The organism is Xanthobacter cornucopiae (genome assembly GCF_043195065.2).
Taxonomy (GTDB): domain Bacteria; phylum Pseudomonadota; class Alphaproteobacteria; order Rhizobiales; family Xanthobacteraceae; genus Xanthobacter.
This window is the reverse complement of record NZ_CM195531.1, coordinates 2,024,823-2,046,283: the sequence shown is the minus strand read 5'-3', so window position 1 is coordinate 2,046,283 and position 21,461 is coordinate 2,024,823. Positions and strand designations below refer to the sequence as shown.

Here is a 21,461-nt window from a genome sequence, read left to right as displayed (position 1 = left end):
CCCCAACCTTGGCAACGTGCCCGAGAGCCGTTCGCTGCGATATCCGATCCTTCGCCGTAATTGTAAAATTCACTATAAGGCAGACAGTTAGCTCATACGCGCCCCGCCGATCGTCGTCACCTAGACGCCACGATTTGATTTCAAATGCTTCCATTCGGCTTCCGGAGGCGTTAAAATGCGAAAAATGGAAGCAGATTTTCTATAAGTGGTTGGAATAAAATGGAAAAGCTCACAAAGCGCCGTTTGGACGCTCTGAAACCTTCCAAGGTTGGGGTCGAAGGTTCTGAGCAGTTCCTCTGGGATGGCGAGTTGCGCGGCTTCGGCGTGCGGGTCAGCGCGGCGGGCCTCAAGAGTTTCATCGTGCAGTACCGAACGCCGGAAGGACGCCATCGCCGCAGGGTCATCGGGCGGTATGGTCTCATGACCGTGGAGCAGGCGCGGGACGCGGCAAGAGACATCCTGATGGCGGTCGCAAAGGGATGCGATCCGGAGGAGGCCGCCACGCGAACGGACGATCTAACCGTCGGTGCGGTCTGCGACTGGTATCTGGCCGAGGCGGAGGCCGGACGAATTCTTGGCAAGCGACGCCGGCCTATCAAGGCGTCGACGCTTGCCATGGATCGCAGCCGAATTGATGCGCATATCAAGCCGCTGCTGGGCAAACGGATCATAAACACGCTTAAGCTGGGCGACATCGAAGGTGCCCAGGCCGATATCGCGGCCGGTAAGACGTCCAAAGCGCGCGTCGGTAGCCGCGGCGGTGCCACCACAGGCGGCGAAGGGGTCGCTGCACGCACCATGTCGACCCTGCACTCCATTTTTGAGCACGCGGTGCGGCTGGGGAAAATCACGAGCAATCCGGCAAAGGGTGTCCGTCGCCTCGCCAGTACGCCACGCGACCGCCGGCTGAGCCGCTCCGAGATCGAGAAGCTCGGCAAGGCGATGCGGATAGCGGAGCAGGACGGCGAGCACCCGACCGGCCTTGCGGCGATCCGCTTCTTCCTGATGACGGGTCTGCGCCGCATGGAGGGGCTCGCTTTGGAGCGTGCCTGGCTCCATGACGAGGAAGGCTCGATCCGATTTCCCGACACGAAGAGCGGTGCGCAGACGCGGGTCATCGGCCGCGCCGCCGTCGACTTGCTGCTGGCTCAGCCACAGGCCGGATCGCGCTTCTTCTTCCCGGCCGACTGGGGTGAAGGGCATTTCGTCGGGATCGTGCGTGTGCTCGATCGCCTCTGCGCAATGGCGCGGCTGGAGGACGTCACCCCACATACCCTGCGCCACACCTTCGCGAGCGTCGCCGGCGACCTCGGCTTTTCCGAACTGACGATCGCGGCGCTGCTCGGCCACGCGGCGCGCGGCGTGACGCAGCGCTATATCCATATCGACGAGGCGCTGCGGCTCGCGGCTGACCGCGTCGCGGACGAGATGGCCGACGTCCTCGACGGCAAGGCGGCGGCCGCGCGTCCTTCTCGACGTGGGGCGCGACAGTCGCGGGAGACAGATCAGAGACTGCCGCAGTCAGAATCGTAAAGCTGTCCCGGCAGAGCACAGCCATGAGCCACAGACGCGATTGCGACAGGCCTCCGACCACGATGTCGACCAGCGCCGCAGCCGCTTGATTGAAAGCGCGTGCGGCAAGATCGACGCCGGCGCGCCAATTTTGTGGACCGTGTCGGCAACTGCGCCGACCATGCCGGGAAGAGCCTTGATGCTACCCATCTCGCCCATCGACGTGACGGGCGTGACCGCCTGGATTTAGGCGACGCCAAGGTGCGGCGGTTGCGGAGGGGTGGCGCCGCATTTATCGGGCTCGACCTCTCTTGAAACCTTCGGTAGAAATTTCCAAAGCTACTCAACACGCCGGAGCCCGGATGGCTGCGCCGTTTTCCACCTCTATCGAGTTGCGCCACCTGCGCTATTTCGTGGCGGCCGCCGAGCACGGAAGCTTCCGCAAGGCGGGGGTGGCACTTGAGGTCAAGGAATCGTCGATCAGCCGGAGCGTGCGAGATCTTGAAGACGAGATTGGTGTGTCGCTGTTCATCCGGCACTCAAGCGGGGTGAACCTCACTCTGGCGGGGCAGCGTTTTCTGAACCGCACGCGGCAGGCCCTCGATCAAATCCGAGAGGCAACCGTGGAAGCGGCCGCGCTCGGGCGTGCTGAGGAAGGCCACCTTAAAGTTGGCCTGTTCTCCAACCTGTCCTCCGGCTTTCTACGCGACCTGTTCCAGACCTATGACAGCCGCTATGCGGGCGTTCATATCGACTTTGTCGAAGCGCCTGCCGAAAATCACGCGGCCGCGATACGGCGGTTTGATCTCGACGCCGCATTCGTGCTGGGCCGGCAAAGCTGGCCGGACTGTGATGCGATGTCCTCCTGGAGCGAACCACTCCTGTTCGCGCTGCCGCGGCTTCATCCTCTGGTCCAAAGGGATGTGCTGTCCTGGCGAGATCTCGCGGATGAAACCTTTCTGGTCCGAACCGAGGGCTCCGGCAATGAGGTGCGGGGCTTCCTTGAACGCAAATTCCGGGAACTCGACATCTCGCCGCGCATCAGCACGCAGCAAGTCGCGCGCTATAGCCTTCTGGGTCTCGTCGCCACGGGGCGTGGGATCGTCCCTGTGCTGGAATCCGAGGCGGTGATCAGCCTGCCGGAAGTGGTGTACCGGCCGCTCGCCGGCGAGGTGATCCCGTTCTCTGTGATCTATTCACTGAGAAACGACAACCCGGCGGTGCGCACCTTGCTCAGCCTCACACGGAAGATGGCCCAGGAGCGGGCTGCGACGCGTTGATGCCCGTAATACTTCCTGCTTCGCGCCGCGCCTTGGCGAACTCCCGATCGGTGGCGATGAAGCGCTCGAGCATCGGCACGATGAGCTTCACAGGCTCCGGGACCGGTTCGCCGGTTTCCCGCGCGAGCACCTCGGCATAGGCGATAAGGTCACGGTGCAGCGCGCCGGGCAGCGAAAGCGCCACCTTCACCGGCTTGTCGTTGGGGATGGGGCCGAGTTTAAGCTTCGCCATGGTCAGTACCTGTAGGGTTCGAGCACCAAGTCACGGGTGACCATGACCCGCACCGGGAAGCCGGGCCGGATGGTCAGGGTCGGCGCGACCCGCAACTGCCGGCGGATGATCTCCTGGCCGGCATCGTTGATGGTGTCCTGCGCCCCGCTCTGCAGCGCCTGGATCAGTTCGTCCTCATCATCCATGGCGAGCTCGGCGCTGACGGAGAGCAGCGTCGAGAGCCCGACCGCCTTGGCGAGGTCCCACCAGTGCATGTCGACGCCGTCCTCAACGCCTGCATAGCCCTGCGCATCCGTGCCGGGCTGGCGCTCCAGCACGATGGAGCGGCCATTGGGGAAAATCAGGCGGTTCCAGACCAGAAGAATGCGGCGCTGGCCGAAGCCGACCCCATTGTCGTATTGGCCGAGCAGCCGGGTCCCCTGCGGGATGATCAGGATTCTGCCGGTCGGGCTGTCATAGATGTTCTCGGTCACCTGCGCGGTGATCTGGCCGGGCAGGTCTGAGCGAATGCCGGTGATCAGCGCGGCGGGGATGACAGCGCCGGCCTGCAGCACATAAGGCGACGCCGGCGCCATGACGCGATCGGACGCCACGACGCGTCGATCGACAGCGGCATTGAGGAAGGCAAGCTGGCGATCCTGGGGTGAGGACGTGCCGCCCGTTCCTGCCGAGCCAGGGCCGTTGAAGCCGGAGGCACCCGTCACTGACGACGCCGGCGCGCGAGCCTGCGCAGCCTGGAAGAATACGCGGCTGGTGCGCGCGGCTTCCTGCTCGGTGAGACGCCGCTGCTGCTCGGGATCGACCTGTGGCGCTGTCATTGTCGGCGGCACGACGGGCTGGCCGCGGTTCTGTGCTTCAAGGATCGGCCGGCCGAGATCGCCGGGAAGAGGCGGACCCAGGATCGGGCCGGTGTAATCGCGCGGCAGGCCGGCAAGGCCGTCGGCGGTGGAGCGGTTCTGGGTGGAATAAAGCTCCTCACCTCCGGTGCCCTTGTCGCGCCCCTGCAGCGCATAGATCAACGCGCCACCAATGCCGAGGCTGACAACCAGCCCGGCGCCGGCCAGCACCTTGCGGGATAGGCGCGTGACGCGCGGCGGCGCGGGACGCAGCCGCATGGCGGCGGCGTGATCCGTGGCCGGAGCGCCGAGATCCGCTTCGAGGTCATGATTGTCGGGGCTGCTCATGATGCCGGCCTCCCGTCCGTACGCTCGATCCGCACCTTCTGCGGACGCTCGCCGCCACCGAGGCGCAGCTCGGCGGCACCGAACAGGCGGTCGACGATCAGGATGTTCTGGTGGATGCGGCTGTTGACGATCTGCGCTTCGCCGTCGGCGCCGATGACGAAGAGCGGCGGCATCTCGCCCTGAATGACCCCGCGCGGGAACTCGACATAGACCTTACGCCCATCGTCATAGACGGCCATCGGCCGCCAGGGCGGCGTGTCGCCGGAGAGCGCGTATCGATAGTTGCGGGCCGTGATGGCCGGGATGATTGGCGTCGCAGGAACACTGGCGCGCTGCGCTCCCGGAACCTGCGGATAGGCCCAGGCGACGGCCGGCATATAGGGCTTCTCGCCGGCGCGCAGCTCGATCATGTAGCTGCGCCGGTCTGTGGTGATGACAAGGTTGGTGGAGATGTCCGCCCGCGTCGGTTTCACCAGCACATGCACGCGCCGGTTCACACCCTCGCCGCTCTCGGTGTCGCCGATGATCCAGCGCGCGGTGTCGCCCGCCGCGATGGGTCCGCTGCCGGTCAGGCTCTCGCCCGGCTCCAGCGCGATGTTGGTGATCTGGCCGGGCGCGGCATAGACCTGATAGAGCGCGCCCTCGCTCCACGGATAGATCTGGATGGCGTTGTAATAGCCCTCGCGGCGGGGTTCGACCCGCGCGGCGGCATTGGCGTTCTCGACGCGGGCAACGGGCGCTTTCGCATCCGTGCCGCCCTTGGCCGGCGTCCAGGCAGGCGGCATGTGCAGCGGGCGCGGCCGCTCATCCGTGACGAGGGCAGGCGCCGCCGGCAGCGCCGGCACGTCACTGTCATAGCTGATCTGCGGCGGCTTCGGTGCCGATGCGCAACCGCCCAGCATCGTCGCCGAGAGCAGGAGAACCGCGAAGGCGGATAGGCGGAAAGCCGGAGATGCGGATTTACGGATCGCCGTCTTCACTGGCTCATCTCCCGCGACCAGCTGATGGCGTTGACATAGATGCCGAGCGGATTGGTGCGCAGGCGCTCGGCATCACGTGGCGGCTGGATCACCAGCGTCAGGATCGCGCTCCAGCGCTCGGTGGCGGCAAGCTGGCCGTTCTCATAGCGCCGCTCGACCCAGGCCAGACGGAAGGAGTCGGGCGAGGCCCGGATCACGCTGGAGACCTCGACGGCGATCTGCTGCTTGCCGACCCGGGTAAAAGGATCGTTGGCGCGGGCATAGTCGTTGAGCGCGGCGGCGCCGCGATCGGTGGTGAACTCATAGGCCCTGAGCCAGTTCTGCCGCACGATGACGGGATCGGCCGGCAGGCTGCGCACCTGCTCGATGAAGCGAGCGAGATGCCAGGCGATCTGCGGATCGGTTGGGCGATAGTCGCCGGTGGCGGGTCCAACGGCCTGCGTCTGGCCGAGACGATCCACCTCGACCACCCAGGGCACGACGGTACCTCGCGTCGATTGCCAGATCAGTGCCGAGGCAAAGCCAGCCGAGATCAACAGGCTGCCAAAGGCCATCAGCCGCCAGTTCTTCGCCTGCACACGGGCCGAGCCGATGCGCTCATCCCAGACCTGGGCCGCCTTTTGATAGGGCGTGACCGGCTCGGGCGAGGTGCCGTAATGGGTCGCGGGTCGCTTGAAGAGGCTCATGAGCGGTCGCTCTCAGACAGGGAGACGGAAGAGCCGCTGGCATGGCTGTCACCGGAGCGCACAGCATGGGCGGCGGCGGAAACGCCGTGGCGAAGGGACTGGCTGCGCTTCATGCGCTTTGCCCAGTCGGGCACGTCACCGGCCGCGGAAGCCGAGGCCGTGCCGTTGACGGCGTTCGCCAGCGGGGTCACGGCGGCGGAGCCCGCGGCGCGTGCGACGCTTCCTAGTCCCGAGGCGACACTCGCCATGCCGGACTGTCCGGCCGCACCGATGCTGTAGGCTGTCGCTCCACCCCGCGCAGCAGCCGCAGTCGCCGAGAGCGCGGCGCCACCGCCGCGGACGGCGAGGCTGGCAGCACCGCCCGCTGCCATCAGGGCGCCACCGGCGGCGAGGCCGGTGCCGACGGCGGCCCCGGCGCTCAGCTGCGGCCCGCCGGAGACAAGGCCGGCGGCAATGCCAGGACCGAAGATGCCCAGGCCGAGCAGGGAAAGGGCGGCCAGCACGATGGCCATGGCGTCGTCGATGGTGGGCGTCTGCCCGCCAAAGCCGGCGGTGAACTGGCCGAACAGGGTCGAGCCGATGCCGATGATGACGGCGAGCACCATGACCTTGATGCCGGAGGAGACGACATTGCCCAGCACCCGTTCAGCCATGAAGGCGGTCTTGCCGAACAGGCCGAAGGGGATCAGCACGAAGCCGGCGAGCGTCGTCAGCTTGAACTCGATCAGCGTGACGAAGAGCTGGACGGCGAGGATGAAGAAGGAGAGCAGAACCAGCGCCCAGGCAAACAGCAGGCAGGCGATCTGGATGAAGTTCTCGAAGAAGGCGACCCAACCCATCAGGTCGGAGATGGAGTCGAGCAAAGGGCGGCCGGCATCGAGCCCGGTCTGGGCCACCTTGCCCGGACGCATGAGGTCGCTGACGGAAAATGCCGTGCCCGATCCCTTCAGCCCAAGCCCGGCAAAGCTCTCGAAGACGATACGGGCGAGGGTGTTCCAGTTGCCGATGATGTAGGCGAAGACGCCGACAAACAGGGTCTTCTTGATGAGCCGGGCGATGATGTCGTCATCAGCGCCCCACGACCAGAACAGCGCCGCCAGCGTCACATCGATGACGATGAGGGTGGTGGCGATGAATGCGACCTCGCCACCAAGGAGGCCGAAGCCGCTGTCGATATAGGAGGTGAAGACCCCGAGGAAAGTGTCGATGACGCCGGTGCCGTTCATGGCTCAGCGACTTTCGTTGGGCACGGTGAGCCCGAGGAACCGGTCCCGCGTCTGCGCCCAGACCTTCAGACACGCTGTGTCCTGCGCGGCAGCCTCTCCCAATTGCTGGCAGCGGCGTTGTTCATCGCGCAGAGGATCGCGCTCGGCCTCGACCGTCCGAGTGGGTGAACGCACCGGCGCCTTCTCTTCCTGGTTCATCTCCACGACCGCCTCCGTGCCGGCGATGGCCACAAAGATCACCGCGCCGAGCCGGGCAAGCATGGCTCCGTCCATGTCGGCCTCCTTCAGTTGCTGAACATGCGGGCAGTGCCGGCCTGATAGCCGGCGCCCGGGGTGAGGAAGCGCCGGCGCTGCTCGCGGCCCTGCTCGGCGGCGGTCGCGTGTTCCGCCTCGGACAGCGCCGCGGCGCGCCCATTGGCGGACATCACCGCGATCAGGTCGGAAAGCTGCTGCGACTGCAAAGCGAGCAATTGGTTGCCGGCCTGCGTGGCCTGAAGCGCGCCCGTGGCGCCCTGGCTCTGGCCGACAAGCGTCGCCATCTCGGCCCGGTTGGCGTCGACATTGCCGACGACGCCGGCCTGCACCCGCAGTGCATCCTGCAGGCCCCCGACCGTGGTCTGCCAGCGCGAGCGCGCACCGGCGACGAGATCGGCATCGGAGGCCGAGAGCGGGATGTTGCCATAGCGCTGCTGGAAGGCCTGGTCGATCTGGCCGACATCGAAGGCAATGCTCTGTGCTTGGCCTAGCAACTGCTGGGTGCGCTGCACCGATTGCTGGATCTGCTGCAGCGAGGAATGCGGCAGGCTGGCGAGATTGCGCGCCTGGTTGATCAACATCTGCGCTTCGTTCTGCAGCGAGGTGATCTGGTTGTTGATCTGCTCCAGCGCGCGGGCGGCCGAGATCATGTTTTCCGCGTAGTTCCAGGGATCATAGACCGTGAGAGCCTGCGCGGACGGGGACAGCACGGGTGCGAGGGCGAGCGGCGCGGTCAGCAGCGCGACGGTGACGGTGAGCGCGCGCGGACGGAACAGCGTCATCGCTGCGTCTCCAGATTGGTGAGGTTGGGAATGAGGTCGGCGGCCCAGCCCAGGCCGCGATGACGCAGCCGGGCGTCCAGGAAGCCGTCGCGGCCATGCGCGGCGAAGATCTTGCCGATGGCCTGCTGGTCGGTCTTGGAGGACGCCGCGCATAGCGCCAGCGCCACGTCCGACAGGCCGAGCTCGAACAGCCGGTTGCCCCGCCGCGACTGGCAGTAATAGTCCTGCTTCGGGGTCGCCCGCGCGAGGATCTCGATCTGCCGGTCGTTCAGGCCGAAGCGGCGATAGATGGCGGTGATCTGCGGCTCGATGGCCCGCTCATTGGGGAGCAGAAGGCGTGTCGGGCAGCTCTCGATGATTGCGGGCGCAATGGCGCTGCCATCGATGTCGGAGAGCGACTGCGTGGCGAAGATCACGCTGGCGTTCTTCTTGCGCAGCGTCTTCAGCCATTCCCGCAGCTGGCCCGCAAAGGCCTCGTCATCCAGCGCCAGCCAGCCTTCATCGATGATGATGAGGGTCGGCGATCCATCGAGCCGATCCTCAATCCGGTGGAACAGATAGGCGAGCACCGCCGGCGCGGCCTGCGTGCCTATCAATCCCTCGGTCTCGAAGGCCTGGACGTTGGCCGATCCCAGATGCTCGCTCTCCGCATCCAGCAGCCGCCCCCAGGCGCCGCCCAGGCAGTAGGGACGCAGTGCCTGCTTCAGGTCGTTGGACGCTAAGAGGACGCAGATGCCTGTGAGGGTGCGCTCCTCGACCGGCGCCGAGGCGAGCGATGTCAGCGCCGTCCAGATATGTTCCTTCACCTGCGGCGTGATGGAAACACCTTCGCGGGTGAGGATGGCATTGAGCCAGTCTGCGGCCCAGGCGCGTTCCGTGGCCTCATCGATGCGCGCAAGCGGCTGAAGCGAAACGGATTCCGCGCTCCCCTCGCTGAGCCCGCCACCGAGATCGTGCCAGTCCCCGCCCATGGCGAGCGCCGCCGCCCGGATCGAGCCGCCGAAATCGAAGGCGAAGACTTGGGCTCTCGGATATCGCCGGAACTGCAACGCCATCAGCGCCAGCAGCACGGATTTGCCCGCGCCGGTTGGGCCCACCACGAGGGTGTGGCCGACATCGCCGACATGGAGGCAGAACCGGAACGGGGTCGAGCCCTCGGTCTTGCCGAACAGCAGCGGCGGGGCATTGAAATGCGCATCACGGCTCTCGCCGGCCCACACCGCTGACAGCGGGATCATGTGCGCGAGATTGAGCGTGGAGAGCGGTGGCTGGCGGACATTGGCATAGACGTGGCCGGGCAAAGATCCGAGCCAGGCATCGACGGCATTGATGGTCTCGGTCATCACCGTGAAGTCGCGACCCTGGATGACCTTCTCGACCCGTCGCAGCTTCTCGTCGGCGATGCGGGTATCGGCGTCCCATACCGTCACCGTCGCGGTGACATAGGCGATGCCGGCATGGTCCGCGCCAAGCTCCTGCAGGGCGAGGTCGGCATCTTCAGCCTTGTTCGCGGCATCGGAATCCACGAGGACGGATTGCTCGTTGGTCATCACCTCCTTCAGGATCGCCGCGATGGATTTGCGCTTGGCGAACCATTGGCGGCGGATCCTGGTGAGCAGCCGGACCGCATCCGTCTTGTCGAGCAGGATCGCCCGGGTCGACCAGCGATAGGGAAAGGCCAGCCGGTTCAGCTCATCGAGTAGGCCGGGCGTCGTCACCGTGGGAAAGCCGGTGATGGTCAGCACCCGCAGATGCTGGTCGCCAAGGCGTGGCTCCAGCCCGCCAGTCAGAGGCTGATCGGCCAGCAGAGCATCGAGATAGATCGGCGTCTCCGGCACGCGAACACGGTGCCGATGCGTCGAGACGCAGCCATGCAGGTAGGTCAGCGTCTCGCCGTCATCGAGCCAGCGGCATTCCGGCATGAAGGCGTCGATAAGGTTGAGGAGCCGATCGGTTCTGTCGGCAAAGCCGCGCAACGTCTCATGGGGATCAAGGCCCGCCTGGTCGCGGCCCTCATAGAGCCAGCCTTCGGTGCGTGCCGCGTCCTCGGCTGGCGGCAGGAAGGTGAAGGTGAGGAAATAGCTCGACTCGAAATGGCTGCCCGCCTGCTCGAAGGCGGCCCGCCGCTCGGCATCGACCAGAGCGGAGGCGGCATCGGCGAAGGTGCTCGCCGGATAGCTCGCGGCAGCATGGCGCTGCGCCTCCACGAAGATCGCCCATCCCGAGCCAAGGCGACGAAAGGCGTTGTTCAGCCGTCCGGCGACCGCGACGAGCTCGGAGGGCACGGCGCTGTCGAGGTCCGGCCCTCGAAAGCCCGCCGTGCGCTGGAACGAACCGTCCTTGTTCAACACGATGCCGGGCGCGGCCAGCGCCGCCCAGGGCAGGAAATCGGCAAGGCGGCGGTTATGGCGGCGATACTCAGTAAGGTTCATCATCATGGCACCCCGCTCAGACCGAGAGGTGCGCGGGGATGCGCAGATGCCGACGCACCACCTCGACGAAGAGCGGATCACGCTTCGCCGCCCACACTGCCGCGACATGGCCGATCATCCCGATGGCGAGGCCGACCAGCCACAGGCGCAGGCCGAGACCCAAGGCGCCGGCGAGCGTGCCATTGACGATGGCGATGGCACGCGGCGCGCCACCGAGCAGGATCGGCTCGGTGAGCGCTCGGTGGACCGGCACGCTGAAGCCGGGGACGTCGATCGGCTCCGCCATCAGACGAGCGCTCCGCCGCCGAAGGAGAAGAACGACAGGAAGAAGCTCGATGCGGCAAAGGCGATCGACAGGCCGAACACGATCTGGATCAGCCGGCGGAAGCCGCCCGACGTGTCGCCGAAGGCCAGCGCGAGGCCGGTCGAGATGATGACAATGACGGCGATGATCTTGGCGACCGGTCCCTCGATCGACTGGAGGATGGATTGCAGCGGCGCCTCCCACGGCATGGACGAGCCGGAGGCATGAGCGCTGGCCATTGTCATCAGGCTGATGCAGATGGCAGACGCGGCCAAGCGGGCGGCGCTACTGGCGCGATGGAGCGATCGGATCATGTGGGATCTCCGGTGAGGACAGGGGTGATGCGGTAGTCGCCATCGGGGCCGAGGCCGTCGACACGGGCGAGTTCGGTGAGCCGGCGCGCCGCGCCGCGGCCGGAGAGCACGGCCACGAGATTGATGGTCTCGGCGATCAGCGCGCGTGGGACGGTGACGACGGCTTCCTGGATGAGCTGCTCCATGCGCCGCAGCGCGCCAATGGCGCTGCCGGCATGGATGGTGCCGATGCCGCCGGGATGGCCGGTGCCCCATGCCTTGAGCAGGTCGAGCGCCTCTGCGCCGCGCACCTCGCCGATGGGAATACGGTCTGGCCGCAGGCGCAGCGCTGACCGGACGAGCTCGGACAGCGAGGCGACGCCGTCTTTGGTGCGCAGGGCGACGAGGTTCGGCGCCGCGCATTGCAACTCGCGTGTATCCTCGATGAGGACGACGCGATCTTCTGTCTTAGCGACCTCGGCGAGTAGCGCGTTGGTCAGCGTGGTCTTGCCCGTCGAGGTGCCGCCCGCGACGAGGACATTGGCGCGAGAGGCGACACCCTGGCGCAAAGCGTCGGCGTGCCACGCCGACATGATCCCGGCGCGGACATAGTCCTCGAGCGTGAAGACCGCGACGGCGGGCTTACGGATGGCAAATGTCGGTGCCCCGACCACCGGCGGCAGCAGGCCCTCGAACCGTTCTCCCGTCTCGGGCAGTTCGGCCGAAACGCGCGGAGCTCCGGCATGCACCTCGGCGCCGACATGATGCGCGACGAGGCGAACGATGCGTTCGCCGTCAGCGGGCGACAGCTTCTCGCCTGTGTCGCCCAACCCTTCCGAGAGCCGGTCGATCCACAGCCGCCCATCCGGGTTCAGCATCACTTCGACGACGGACGGGTCTTCCAGGTACCGGGCGATCGCCGGACCCAGCGCCGTGCGCAGCATCCGTGCGCCGCGGGCAAAGCCCTGATGATGATGTGCTGCCGCCATCTCAACCCCGACAATGCCGGGGTCATCACGATCTCATCCCGGGTGGGGATGATTAAAAGAGCCCGATATTGGGCCGGTTCAACAGGATTCGATCCGCTTCGCAGCGTGGCGTGCAACGACAGGTGAACGGCGGAACTGCTGCAGTGATCGGAAGCGTCATAGTGAGCTTCTGCTTCACGGCTTGAAGCAATGCTCCCTGTGCCAGCGCAGGAAATGGGGATGGGGCCGCTCGATGAGCCTGCGGGGCGCGATCGCGCGGCCGTCTTTGTTGATGAAGGCGCGCACGCCTTCGGGATCGTTGGTCTGCCGGGAAATGAGGATGTCCAGATCATCCGAGAGGCTGATCAGTCCGCGATCGAACATCCAGTGCGCCGTACCCGACAGCGCCAGCCCGTTGCTGACGATGTCGGGGCCGTTCGCTTCCACCGGGCGGATATGCGCGGCCGCAACCTCGGCACGCCCGCCGCCATTGATCAGCTTGAGCCCGCTGATGGCACAGCGCTCGTCATAGGCGCGCAGCACGACGCGCCGAAAAATGCGGTCGCGGACGATCCGGGAGGACAGAATGTCGACGCGCTCGCGGGGCTGCTCGAACGCGAATGGCGCCTGTTCTTCTTCAAAGCCTGAGAGGTACGCACCCTCTTCGACGCGGGGCAGCAGCGGCTCGCTATCATTCAGCCCGAGAGTGACGATCCGGTTGAAATCGTCCGGCGAGAGCGGACGCACGGCGGCTTGCGCGCGCCCCGAAATGCGCCCGTCCGCGTTCAGCACACCGCGCTCGACCACGCCATCCGCATCGGTGAACGGCACCGGGCTGGCAAAATCGAGATAGCTGCCCGGTTCGATGAGAGCGAGATACATGCCCGGAGCGGTGGGATCGGGAACGACGCGCTGGACCCTGGCGATCGCGAAATAGCCGCGGGTCTCCGTCACTTTCCGGGGTTCGTAGTAGACGATCCAGTCGCCGACGCAGGCCTCGACGCGTCCCAGATATGGGCGCGGGAACTGATATCGCTCAGCCGGGCTGTCGTCATAGATCGAGTCCGAGCGGTGAATGAAGACGCCGAATCCCATGTGCCATCCCTGATCCCCATTCGATCGTAGCGCATAATGAGTATCGTTCGGCAGCAGGTGGACCTTTCACCCCTTGGTCGCGCGCATCACGTATCGACCCGGCATCACGCTCTCAGTTCTCCTTAGCACTGCCGTGAGCGATAGGACGGCTATCTATCAATCACTTATGCGCTATTATGTGAGGTATAGCGGGAGACCCTATCGCTCATGGTGTGGAACTGGACGCAGCACGGCTGGCCGCATTTTGCCTATGATCCGGTTGCCCTCGAACCGCTGGAGCGGCGGTTCCTGCTGCTCACCGGCGAGGTGATCGGTGCGGTCCGGCATGTCAGCGAGGACGAGTGGGACCTGCTGCGGATCGAACTTCTCAGTGACGAGGCCGTCAAGACCAGCGCGATTGAAGGGGAGACGCTGGATCGCCTCAGCGTGCAATCCTCCCTGCGCCGTCAGCTCGGCCTCGACACCGACAATCGCAACGTGAAGCCGAAAGAGCGTGGCATCGCGGAGATGATGGTCGATCTCTATCGGAGCTGGGCGGATCCCCTCGACGCTGACGCGCTGTTCCGCTGGCACCGCATGCTGATGGCGGATAGCCGGCATCTGGAGACCATCGGCGGCTACCGTCGCCATGAAGACGCGATGCAGATCGTGTCCGGCCGCCAGGATCGGCCGACTGTGCATTTCGAGGCGCCGCCATCCTCCCGGGTTCCGGACGAGATGGCTGCCTATCTAACTTGGTTCAATGGCTCGGCCCCGGACGGTGAAACGCCCTTGCCGGCACTTACCCGGGCCGGGATCGGACATCTCTATTTCGAGAGCATCCATCCCTTCGAGGATGGCAATGGCCGCATCGGCCGAACCCTCGCTGAAAAATCCCTCGCCCAAAACATCGGGCAGCCGACCCTGATCGCGCTCGCCCACACCATCGAGCAGCATCGCAAGGCCTATTACGATCAGCTCGAGGTCCATCAGCGGACGCTCGATGTCACGGGCTGGCTGGTCTATTTTGCAGAAACGATCATCGCGGCCCAGCAGACGACGCTCGGCCGCGTCGCCTTCCATATCGCCAAGGCGCATTTTTACGATCGCTTCCGCGACAAGTTGAACGAACGGCAGGAAAAGGTGATCGCCCGTCTCTTCCGTGAGGGTCCCGGCGGCTTCACGGGCGGTCTGAGCGCGGAGAACTACCTCGCGATCACCGGCACCTCACGCCCCACCGCCACACGCGACCTGCACGACTTGGTCGAGAAAGGTGCCCTGACGCGCACCGGCGAGCGCCGATACACGCGATACCACCTGAACCTGCGGGACATGCTGTAAAGTCGTGAGCTGGCGGCACGTGGCGCAACTGTTCGGGGGCTTTGGGTCGCCCTCGGCGAGGCATCCCCCCTTGAACCTGCAGGATGGGCCACTAGCCGCAGTTCGCTGCGGCTGCGACGAACGGCCGGTTTGGGGCCGGGAGCGGAATGGCAGCTTTTGGGAACTTCAAACGACAAGCGGACATATCGCTGATTAATATCCGGGGCCGTGTCCGGCGCTGTTCGGTAGTGGTTCCTCTTTCCCCCGGCCTTTACCTTCGGCCGCAAGCCAGCCCCTGAGGCCCTCCAGATAGGGCGGACCAGCAGAGCGATTAAGGCCGGCCGCCGCGCGTCCGGCGAGGCTTAACGCCGACGCGAGCAAGCCAATGCAAGGTTCGGCAATTGCCCATCGGCATTGGCACGGCAGGATGGCCATTCAAGGAGGCCGCTATGAGCATTTGGAGCGCCTGGTTGGACCAACTGCACACCATCTTCGAGAATCTGAGGCATCCGAGGCCCACGGGCATGCCGGCGCCCGACCGTTACCCGCCGGAACCATACGATCCCCCCCTCGGGCCGGACATCGTTGCGCTCGCCTCCACCCTCGATTGGCGAAGCCCGGACTTGCAGGCGGCCCTGCGCGGCTTGGACTGGGCCCAGGCGCCGGCTTCGTTTGTAGCGCTCTGTGAGCGCGCGGAACGCTCTGAAGGGTTTCTCGAGGCTTGCTACCAACATCGCCTCAGCCTCTCGCAGCTTCTTCTCAGCGCGCTGCATATGGTCGCCCTAGGCAGGGTTCCGGATGCCTTGCATGGGGCCGCCGTCTTCGGACTGCCGGAGAGACTGTTTCCCATTCTCGGCCTGGGCTGGGCGGATTTCGCCCAGCCGAAGGAAAGCGTCGAGCCGGCCCCATCCCCCGGCTTGCTTCTGCTAACCCTCGCCCCCCAGCTCGACTGGAGCGATCCGGAGCTGCGACGAGGGCTGGTCGATCAGGTCTGGACGCCGCCCGAGGCGCTGCGCGAACTGGTCGAGCAGGCGCGTGCGCGATCAAATGCGACGCTCCTTTACGAACTCGGTGTGGCACTGCCGACCCATACGCTATTGCTCGGCTGTCTCGCCCTGCTGCGCTCGCGCGACGATCCCGCCATCGGCGACCTGCCTTGCCCCGCCGCCGGGGGGGCGGTTCGTGATTTTCCGGATGCCGTCCAGACTGCGATGTTCCTGATCTTCGATCTCAAATGGCCGCCCGTGACGCCGGGCGGCCCGGTCGGCTTCGTTTAAGCCGGCCCCGGCTGGCATGGAGTTCAGCTCGCGTCGCGCCCGTGATCTCTTTGGGTGCCGGTCGGCCAGCGCGACCCAGTGCCTCGTTTATGAGCCTATCCTATGGTTAGCGCCGCTGGAAAACGGGCTCGACCGGCCAAGTCGGTCCTTATAGCCGTCGCGCCGAGGCGCTATACGCCCTCGTCATTCAGTCCGCCGGGACCTCCGCGCAGGACGGCTGCCTAATCTTGCCGTAACGCCCCAGTGCGCCCACCATTGACATCTCCTGCCCCGGGTTGGACCAAGCTCCATCCTTGAACTCAAGCGTTACTGGATAGATCGGCCCACCCGGCTGCCACGGGCTCCAGACGCATTTGGTGCCGTCTTTCCCGACAGAGATCTGGCGTGCCCCTGCGGCACCGTAAGCCAAGCTCCCACGCCAGCTGACGCCGTTTCGGGGCTCGATATCGGTGGTGGTCTCGCGCCCGTCGAGGCGGACAGCTTGAAGCGTTCCAGCGCCACGCAATCGTAGCGGCTGAGCAGTGCCGCCGTGTCGGCAGCGCCGTCGTCCAGTTCGCTCAGCACCATGGCCTGCATCGCCGCCCCGAGCTCGTCGGTCGCTTCTGTGTCCGGTCGGAGCGTTCCAGCCGGTCCGGCCGCGCACTTTCCTGGTCCGAGAGGATGGTGCAAGCCCGGTGCAGGCTGCGCGTCATGCCCGGCTGTCGCGGTATTGCGCGGGCTTACTCCGCCTTGCCGGCGGATGCTGGCGCTCAGTGCAGCGTTTGTTGATGGCGCTCGCCGTCGACCTCCGCCCCGACGGGGGCTTGAGGCTCGAACCGGCCGTTGCGGGCGACATAGGGGATGCCCGGCTCGATTCCGTTCCGCCCGACCTCGGCGGCGATCCATCGTTCGGTCCCGGCGTCCCATGCGACCAGCAACGCGCGATCGTCGCCGCTGACCCGCCCGTCCCGCGCAACGACGACGGAGTCCGAGCCACCATGGAGATCGACCGTTTTCGAAGTGGGGCCGATCGCGACGCCATGAGTCCCCACCCGGGCCAGACCGGTTCCCATGGCGATGGCGATGCCACCGTTGCCAGCGATCGCGGCGGAACCGTCCGATTCTGCAATGGCGATGCCGCACCAGCCGGCGGCAGCCAGTCCGCTCGGGGTCCGACGCTCGCCTTCAGACCGGCGGCTGAAGGCGATACCGAGCTCGCCGGCGAGCGCGCGGCCGTTCTCGCAGAATGCCAACCCACCGCGCCCGACCCGCGCGACACCCAGGCCGGTTACGCGGGCCACACCGTAGTCGCCCGCATGCGCCTCGCCGTCGCAGATCGCGAAACCCTCGTCGCCGGCCACGGCGAGCGTGGTATCGCGACCCACGGTCCGGTCACCGCGCAGGACGTTGTAAGGCGTTTCGACGACAAGCTCATCGGTGTGGTAGAGATGTGACGGCGGCGGCGGCGGCATGGGTTCCATCCGCGAGGGAACCCGCGCGACACCCCCGTGCCCGGCCAGCGCGACATGGCCGTCCAGCGCGGTGTCGGCTCCGATGGCGCGCAACGCCGCTACGGCGCCGCGCAAGCTGCCCCGGTAGAGCGCGGTTCCTCGTTGGAAACAGACCGCTTCGCCGCCACCCTGCTCGAACGCGTGCTCGCCCTCGACGCGGACGAGACAGCAGGGGGCCCCATCGATCAGCGGCAGCTCGCCTTGACCGAACGGTGCGCCCAGCCACCATTCACCGTCCTTGCGTCCGGCCTCCAACTCGGCTGACGGAATATCGGCGCACAGAACGATGATCTGTCCCTCCGGTATCGCCTCCGGTAGAATCTCGGCCAGCGGATCGTGGCTGCGGGCGGCCTCCCACCAGGGCACGCCTGACGCGAAGGTGGGGGCCTGGGAGGGAGCGCGAGCCTTGGCCTTTTCTTTCCAGGCCATGAAGGAGATATCGAGAACCTCGACGTTTTCGTCGCAGGTGTGCCTGGTCAGCTCGCCGTTCCAGATGGAGTAGGTGCCGGGCTCCAGCGCTCCGCCACAGGTTGTTATCCGGGTAAAGCCGCTGTCCGCGCTCAAACGGCAGATCAGCGTCGCTTGCCGGCCCAGGCGGACCCCGCTGTTATGCTGCGACGCTGCCGCGATCACGAGGGCCTCGTCGGCGATGACCAGGGTCTCCATGTGTTTCATCGCGACGCCGATCCCGCCGTGGCCGACTTTCAACAATTGGCCGCCACTGCTCGCCACAGCGACGGACTTGTCTCCAGCAATCACCTTTCCGTCCGTGGCGCGCGAGATGGCGATGCCTTCGCGGCCCACTTCGACGGTGCATAAATTGCCGCCCGAGCGAGCGATCGCCACGCCGCAATTGTCCGCCCGCGCCGTGCCGCCGCTCTCGACCACTGCCACCCCCGCCGTGCCGGCGAATGCCGTGCCACGCACGCCGGCCAGCGCCACGCCAAAGGAGGAATATTCGACCTCTCTGAGGGGGCGTCGTGGCTTCAGGGTTCCGGGCGTCCCGGCCCGGGCGACACCGCAGAAGCCGGCGCGGGCAAAGCCCTCGTCGCCTGCGATCGCTGTGCCGTAATCGCCTGCGATGGCGACGCCGGAGCGGTCCTGAAACGCCGACAAGGGCGTCTTTAGGGACGCCCCGCTTTGGTAGGCGGCGAAAATACTCAGCGCCGTCTCGCGCGCACCACGAAACAGCACGAAACCGGAGGCGAAACGCACCACACCGGGCTGCATCGTCCCGTCTTCGCCCGTCGCCCATTCGTAAGGATCGTCCTGATCGATCTGGACCACGGCCCATACAAGGGAGTCGAGATGAGCCAGCGCGTGCGGGGCTTCAAGGTCGAGAAGTCCTGTGAAGCGGAGCGGCCTCTTGAACTCTCCCTCCGACTCCAACGGCCATTCGATGCGCTCGAAGCGCCCGAAGGCCGGCAGTGCCAGATCGTAACTTTGGATGGCGCTGCACAGCACCAGATGGGGAAAATCATCCAGTTTCTGCATCGCCCCCCTCCTTCATCATCGGTGTGCGGCCGCAGGTGCGCCGCGATACGCCGCCAGACGCTCTCGGAGATGTCCGAGGATGCTGTTGTAGTGATCTTACCCGTTCCAGAAAACGAGGAGGCCGCATTGGTGGATCGCGCTCGTCGGTTCGATGATGAGATGAGCTCGTCTTCAAAGGCTAACAGATCAATCCCAGCAGCCGGCGCACCTGCACCCAGGGCATATGCAGCCCCAGGCTTAAACGCATGCACGCTGCCTCAACCGACGTGAAGCACGGCAGGATGGACCGCCGCCGAGCCCTCGCCGGCGGTTTTCGCGTGGGTCATCGGCCGTCTCCCAATAGGGGCGCGGGATCGATCCATTGTCCGTTTCGCCGCAAAGCGAGTGTGAACGTGGACGTGGTCGTCCTCCCAAGGAGGGCGCCTGGCAGAACGCATCGCCCGACGCCAACGCGCGCACGTGCCAGCGGCCCATATCGCAGCTCGCTCCCGTCCCGCTGCCGGATCCAGACGAACCGGCCGATGCCCGGCTTCGTTTCGCGCAGCACGACCCGGCCGCCCAACACGGTCCTGACCACTTGGCCGCTGCGGGTTCGGAACACCGTGCTCGGCTGGAAGACCGCGATGCCCATGACGGGGTGCAGGCGAAACCCGAAAGGGCGCTCGATCGCAGCCGTCACCGGAGGCGGCCGGGCGACGCCTTCCGGGCACGCGGAGGCGCCCGCCGACGCCGGCTGCGCGAGCATCGCGCACAGCACGGCAGAGAGGAGGAGAAGAGGCCTCACGACCCCGCCCCCTCGATCGGGTAGAGCTCCATCTCCACCGGCTCGTCGTCGCCAGGCACCCGTTGGAGGCACGGCACCGGCTTGCGTCCGGCGCTGCTCGCGCAGAGCAGGTTATGACTTGGTGCGCCATTGGTGCAGGCGCTGAAATCGATCCCGACCAGAGTAGGACCGTTGCTCGTGCGGTACGTCACGCGGGCACAGGCAGCGACGTCCCCATAGAACTGGCTTTCGCGGACACGGCCAGAGCCGTCCCGTTGAAGGCAGAGGATTTCGGCGGCATTGGTGCGTTCGGGCTTCTCGCCTTTGGGCAACACCATCCAGCAGCCGCCAGCGGCGAGCGGCGAGCCGGACTCGGCGCTGGCCGGTAAAGTCGGACCGAAAAGGGTCGAGGCGATGAGCAAGACATACGCTGAATGATGTCGCATCGAACGTTCCTATTGCATGGAGGTGCCGGTTGCATCGTGTCCAGCCTGACCAAGCGGACCGGGGTTAAGGAATTGCCAGGCGTTGCGATGGCTTACGCGACCGCGCTCCAGCATTACTGTGAGCAGAACGCCTCCCTCACCATGCAGCGGCCCTTAGCGTCATGCTGGCACTCCGCGAGTGCCGCACTCCGTGCGGCCGCGAGCGAACCGCGCCAATACGCCCACCAGTTGCCATCGCCCGCCGTCACGAGGGCGGCGCAAGCGTTGGAGAACCAGACCCTCACCTTGCAGCCCGGAAGGCCCTCGGCCTTACAAAATTGCACCGCCACGGCCTCTGCGCGGGCGCGAGAGCCATAGCCGTAAGATTTTCCCCAGCTCAGGACGCCCTTGTCGCTGTCGGAGACCGCGATGGCTCCATATCCGCCTCCGGAACGGCCGGTATCGCTACCGGGCGCAAAAGCGCCACCGGGCCGGGGCGCGTAATTCGGTCCGGCACAGGACCGGTAGCATTCGTTGTCGGTGCCGTTGCACGTCATCGCGCAGTGAGTGTTCTGGGCGGCCGCTGGAAGGGACAGGAGCACCGCTACGGCAGCAGCCGCACCAGCGATATGAAACCGGGTGATCATGGACATCGCGGACAATCCCCCTGTGAAATCCTGAAGCCCGAGCCGCCGGACGAGAGGTCGTCAGGGCTCGAAGTACTCCGCCGCCGCATCGGCGATCTGTCGCTCGGGATGCGCTCGGCAATAGGCGATGATCTCGGCGGCGATGCCGTCCGGGCCGGTGAAACGTCGATGAGACTGTCCGGTGCCCGACTGGACACGGCCGGTGAGGTAGCCGAGGCTCCATTGTAGCGCCGCGCGTCCATTGGCCAGGCGCGCCTTTGAGGGAGAATCCAGGACGCGGCAGGAAAAGCCTCCCGCGCCGTCGAGGCGCAGCACTGTGCTCTGGGCCGCTGTCGTCGCGCAAAGGAGGCACACTGCAAGTCCGGATTGGGCGATCAATCGGTTGAGACTTCGATTTCCTGGTCCGGTGATCGACATTGGATCCCTCGGTCAAACGGCCGGCGCAGCCGCCATAGCCGTGCGTGCGTGCCTGGCGGCGGGGATGACATTGAGCTGCTCAAGGCGTCGGCGAGCCCTGTGCGATGGCTTCTGTCTGGTTTCTATTCCGCGGGGGCGTCACTGCGCCGGCTTGGCCGCCTCCGCGCCACCCGCCCCCTTCACCAGGAAGTCGTTGAGGTAGCGGTTCCCGAGCCCTCCGCCGATGGTGTCCGGTGTCTTCAGTGCGGTGTCCGGCGCGGACTGCCCCTGGAGCGTGCGCCCGACGACGCTCTCCGACGTTACGTGGGCCTTTTCTTGCGGCTCCCACCGGAGCCAGGCGGCCGATCCCACAAGGAGGGCAACGACGCCGAGGCGGAAAAGGGTGTCGGAGCGGATCATGGTGTGTCTCCTGTATCGACG

The 21,461-nt window shown here is 66.1% G+C and carries 22 protein-coding genes; 4 read left to right on the top strand and 18 right to left on the bottom strand.

All coding sequences use genetic code 11. From position 1 onward, the window contains the following. The first annotated feature begins 219 nt into the window (after nt 1–219). A complete protein-coding gene (locus V5F53_RS09125; RefSeq protein ID WP_332116999.1) occupies nt 220–1,533 on the top strand; it encodes a site-specific integrase in 1,314 nt (437 codons plus the stop codon). A gap of 341 nt (nt 1,534–1,874) precedes the next feature. Then, nucleotides 1,875–2,792, top strand: coding sequence for a LysR family transcriptional regulator (locus tag V5F53_RS09120; RefSeq protein WP_332117000.1), 918 nt, complete (start codon nt 1,875–1,877; stop codon nt 2,790–2,792). On the opposite strand, the gene V5F53_RS09115 is transcribed toward V5F53_RS09120, so the two are convergent. The 12 genes from V5F53_RS09115 to V5F53_RS09060 form a co-directional block, all read right to left on the bottom strand. Further along, complete coding sequence (locus V5F53_RS09115; protein WP_393998273.1) at nt 2,752–3,024, bottom strand: DUF2274 domain-containing protein; 273 nt, start codon at nt 3,022–3,024, stop codon at nt 2,752–2,754. The genes V5F53_RS09120 and V5F53_RS09115 overlap by 41 nt on opposite strands. 2 nt (nt 3,025–3,026) lie before the next feature. Further along, nucleotides 3,027–4,208, bottom strand: coding sequence for a TraB/TrbI/VirB10 family type IV secretion system protein (locus V5F53_RS09110; RefSeq protein WP_393998272.1), 1,182 nt, complete (start codon nt 4,206–4,208; stop codon nt 3,027–3,029). Next, the gene (gene trbG, locus V5F53_RS09105) at nt 4,205–5,110 is read right to left on the bottom strand and encodes a P-type conjugative transfer protein TrbG (RefSeq protein WP_393998285.1); all 906 of its coding nucleotides are present in this window, start codon (nt 5,108–5,110) and stop codon (nt 4,205–4,207) included. Before trbG ends, V5F53_RS09110 begins: the two co-directional genes overlap by 4 nt. Nucleotides 5,111–5,184: 74 nt before the next feature. Next, nucleotides 5,185–5,874 (bottom strand): conjugal transfer protein TrbF, encoded by a 690-nt coding sequence (trbF, locus tag V5F53_RS09100; RefSeq protein ID WP_281809988.1) that lies wholly within the window; start codon nt 5,872–5,874, stop codon nt 5,185–5,187. Then, nucleotides 5,871–7,100, bottom strand: coding sequence for a P-type conjugative transfer protein TrbL (gene trbL / locus V5F53_RS09095; RefSeq protein WP_393998271.1), 1,230 nt, complete (start codon nt 7,098–7,100; stop codon nt 5,871–5,873). The genes trbF and trbL overlap by 4 nt, the downstream gene beginning before the upstream one ends. A gap of 3 nt (nt 7,101–7,103) precedes the next feature. Beyond that, on the bottom strand, nt 7,104–7,373 hold the full coding sequence (gene trbK-alt / locus V5F53_RS09090; protein WP_393998270.1) for a putative entry exclusion protein TrbK-alt: 270 nt from the start codon (nt 7,371–7,373) through the stop codon (nt 7,104–7,106). A gap of 11 nt (nt 7,374–7,384) precedes the next feature. Next, entirely contained in the window at nt 7,385–8,137 is a 753-nt protein-coding gene (gene trbJ / locus V5F53_RS09085) for a P-type conjugative transfer protein TrbJ (RefSeq protein ID WP_393998269.1), read from the bottom strand. After that, nucleotides 8,134–10,572, bottom strand: a complete 2,439-nt coding sequence (trbE, locus tag V5F53_RS09080) for a conjugal transfer protein TrbE (RefSeq protein WP_393998284.1) — start codon at nt 10,570–10,572, stop codon at nt 8,134–8,136. Before trbE ends, trbJ begins: the two co-directional genes overlap by 4 nt. Nucleotides 10,573–10,585: 13 nt before the next feature. After that, a complete protein-coding gene (locus V5F53_RS09075; RefSeq protein ID WP_332119788.1) occupies nt 10,586–10,855 on the bottom strand; it encodes a VirB3 family type IV secretion system protein in 270 nt (89 codons plus the stop codon). Continuing rightward, a complete protein-coding gene (locus V5F53_RS09070; RefSeq protein WP_332119787.1) occupies nt 10,855–11,187 on the bottom strand; it encodes a TrbC/VirB2 family type IV secretion system protein in 333 nt (110 codons plus the stop codon). Before V5F53_RS09070 ends, V5F53_RS09075 begins: the two co-directional genes overlap by 1 nt. Next, nucleotides 11,184–12,155: a P-type conjugative transfer ATPase TrbB gene (trbB, locus tag V5F53_RS09065; RefSeq protein WP_332119786.1), complete on the bottom strand. Its 972-nt coding sequence runs from the start codon at nt 12,153–12,155 to the stop codon at nt 11,184–11,186. Before trbB ends, V5F53_RS09070 begins: the two co-directional genes overlap by 4 nt. 174 nt (nt 12,156–12,329) lie before the next feature. After that, nucleotides 12,330–13,229, bottom strand: coding sequence for an HNH endonuclease (locus tag V5F53_RS09060; RefSeq protein ID WP_332119785.1), 900 nt, complete (start codon nt 13,227–13,229; stop codon nt 12,330–12,332). Nucleotides 13,230–13,436: 207 nt separating this feature from the next. Here V5F53_RS09060 and V5F53_RS09055 point away from each other — a divergent pair, with 207 nt between their 5' ends. Together V5F53_RS09055 and V5F53_RS09050 are read left to right on the top strand one after the other, a co-directional pair. After that, nucleotides 13,437–14,549, top strand: a complete 1,113-nt coding sequence (locus V5F53_RS09055) for a Fic family protein (protein ID WP_393998268.1) — start codon at nt 13,437–13,439, stop codon at nt 14,547–14,549. A gap of 428 nt (nt 14,550–14,977) precedes the next feature. Next, entirely contained in the window at nt 14,978–15,805 is an 828-nt protein-coding gene (locus tag V5F53_RS09050; protein WP_332119560.1) for a hypothetical protein, read from the top strand. Between the two features lie 749 nt (nt 15,806–16,554). Here the strand turns inward: V5F53_RS09050 and V5F53_RS09045 are convergent. The 6 genes from V5F53_RS09045 to V5F53_RS09020 form a co-directional block, all read right to left on the bottom strand. Continuing rightward, nucleotides 16,555–18,789 carry a hypothetical protein gene (locus V5F53_RS09045; RefSeq protein WP_332119561.1) on the bottom strand — a complete coding sequence of 745 codons (2,235 nt, stop codon included), beginning with the start codon at nt 18,787–18,789 and terminating at the stop codon, nt 16,555–16,557. 322 nt (nt 18,790–19,111) lie between these two features. Beyond that, nucleotides 19,112–19,420, bottom strand: coding sequence for a peptidoglycan DD-metalloendopeptidase family protein (locus V5F53_RS09040; protein ID WP_393998283.1), 309 nt, complete (start codon nt 19,418–19,420; stop codon nt 19,112–19,114). A gap of 149 nt (nt 19,421–19,569) precedes the next feature. Further along, nucleotides 19,570–19,998, bottom strand: a complete 429-nt coding sequence (locus V5F53_RS09035; protein ID WP_332119562.1) for a hypothetical protein — start codon at nt 19,996–19,998, stop codon at nt 19,570–19,572. 113 nt (nt 19,999–20,111) lie between these two features. Next, complete coding sequence (locus V5F53_RS09030) at nt 20,112–20,534, bottom strand: DUF4189 domain-containing protein (RefSeq protein ID WP_393998282.1); 423 nt, start codon at nt 20,532–20,534, stop codon at nt 20,112–20,114. A 150-nt stretch (nt 20,535–20,684) separates the two neighbouring features. Beyond that, complete coding sequence (locus tag V5F53_RS09025; RefSeq protein ID WP_274774097.1) at nt 20,685–21,041, bottom strand: hypothetical protein; 357 nt, start codon at nt 21,039–21,041, stop codon at nt 20,685–20,687. 138 nt (nt 21,042–21,179) lie between these two features. Next, nucleotides 21,180–21,440, bottom strand: coding sequence for a hypothetical protein (locus V5F53_RS09020; RefSeq protein WP_274774096.1), 261 nt, complete (start codon nt 21,438–21,440; stop codon nt 21,180–21,182). Nucleotides 21,441–21,461 lie beyond the last annotated feature (21 nt).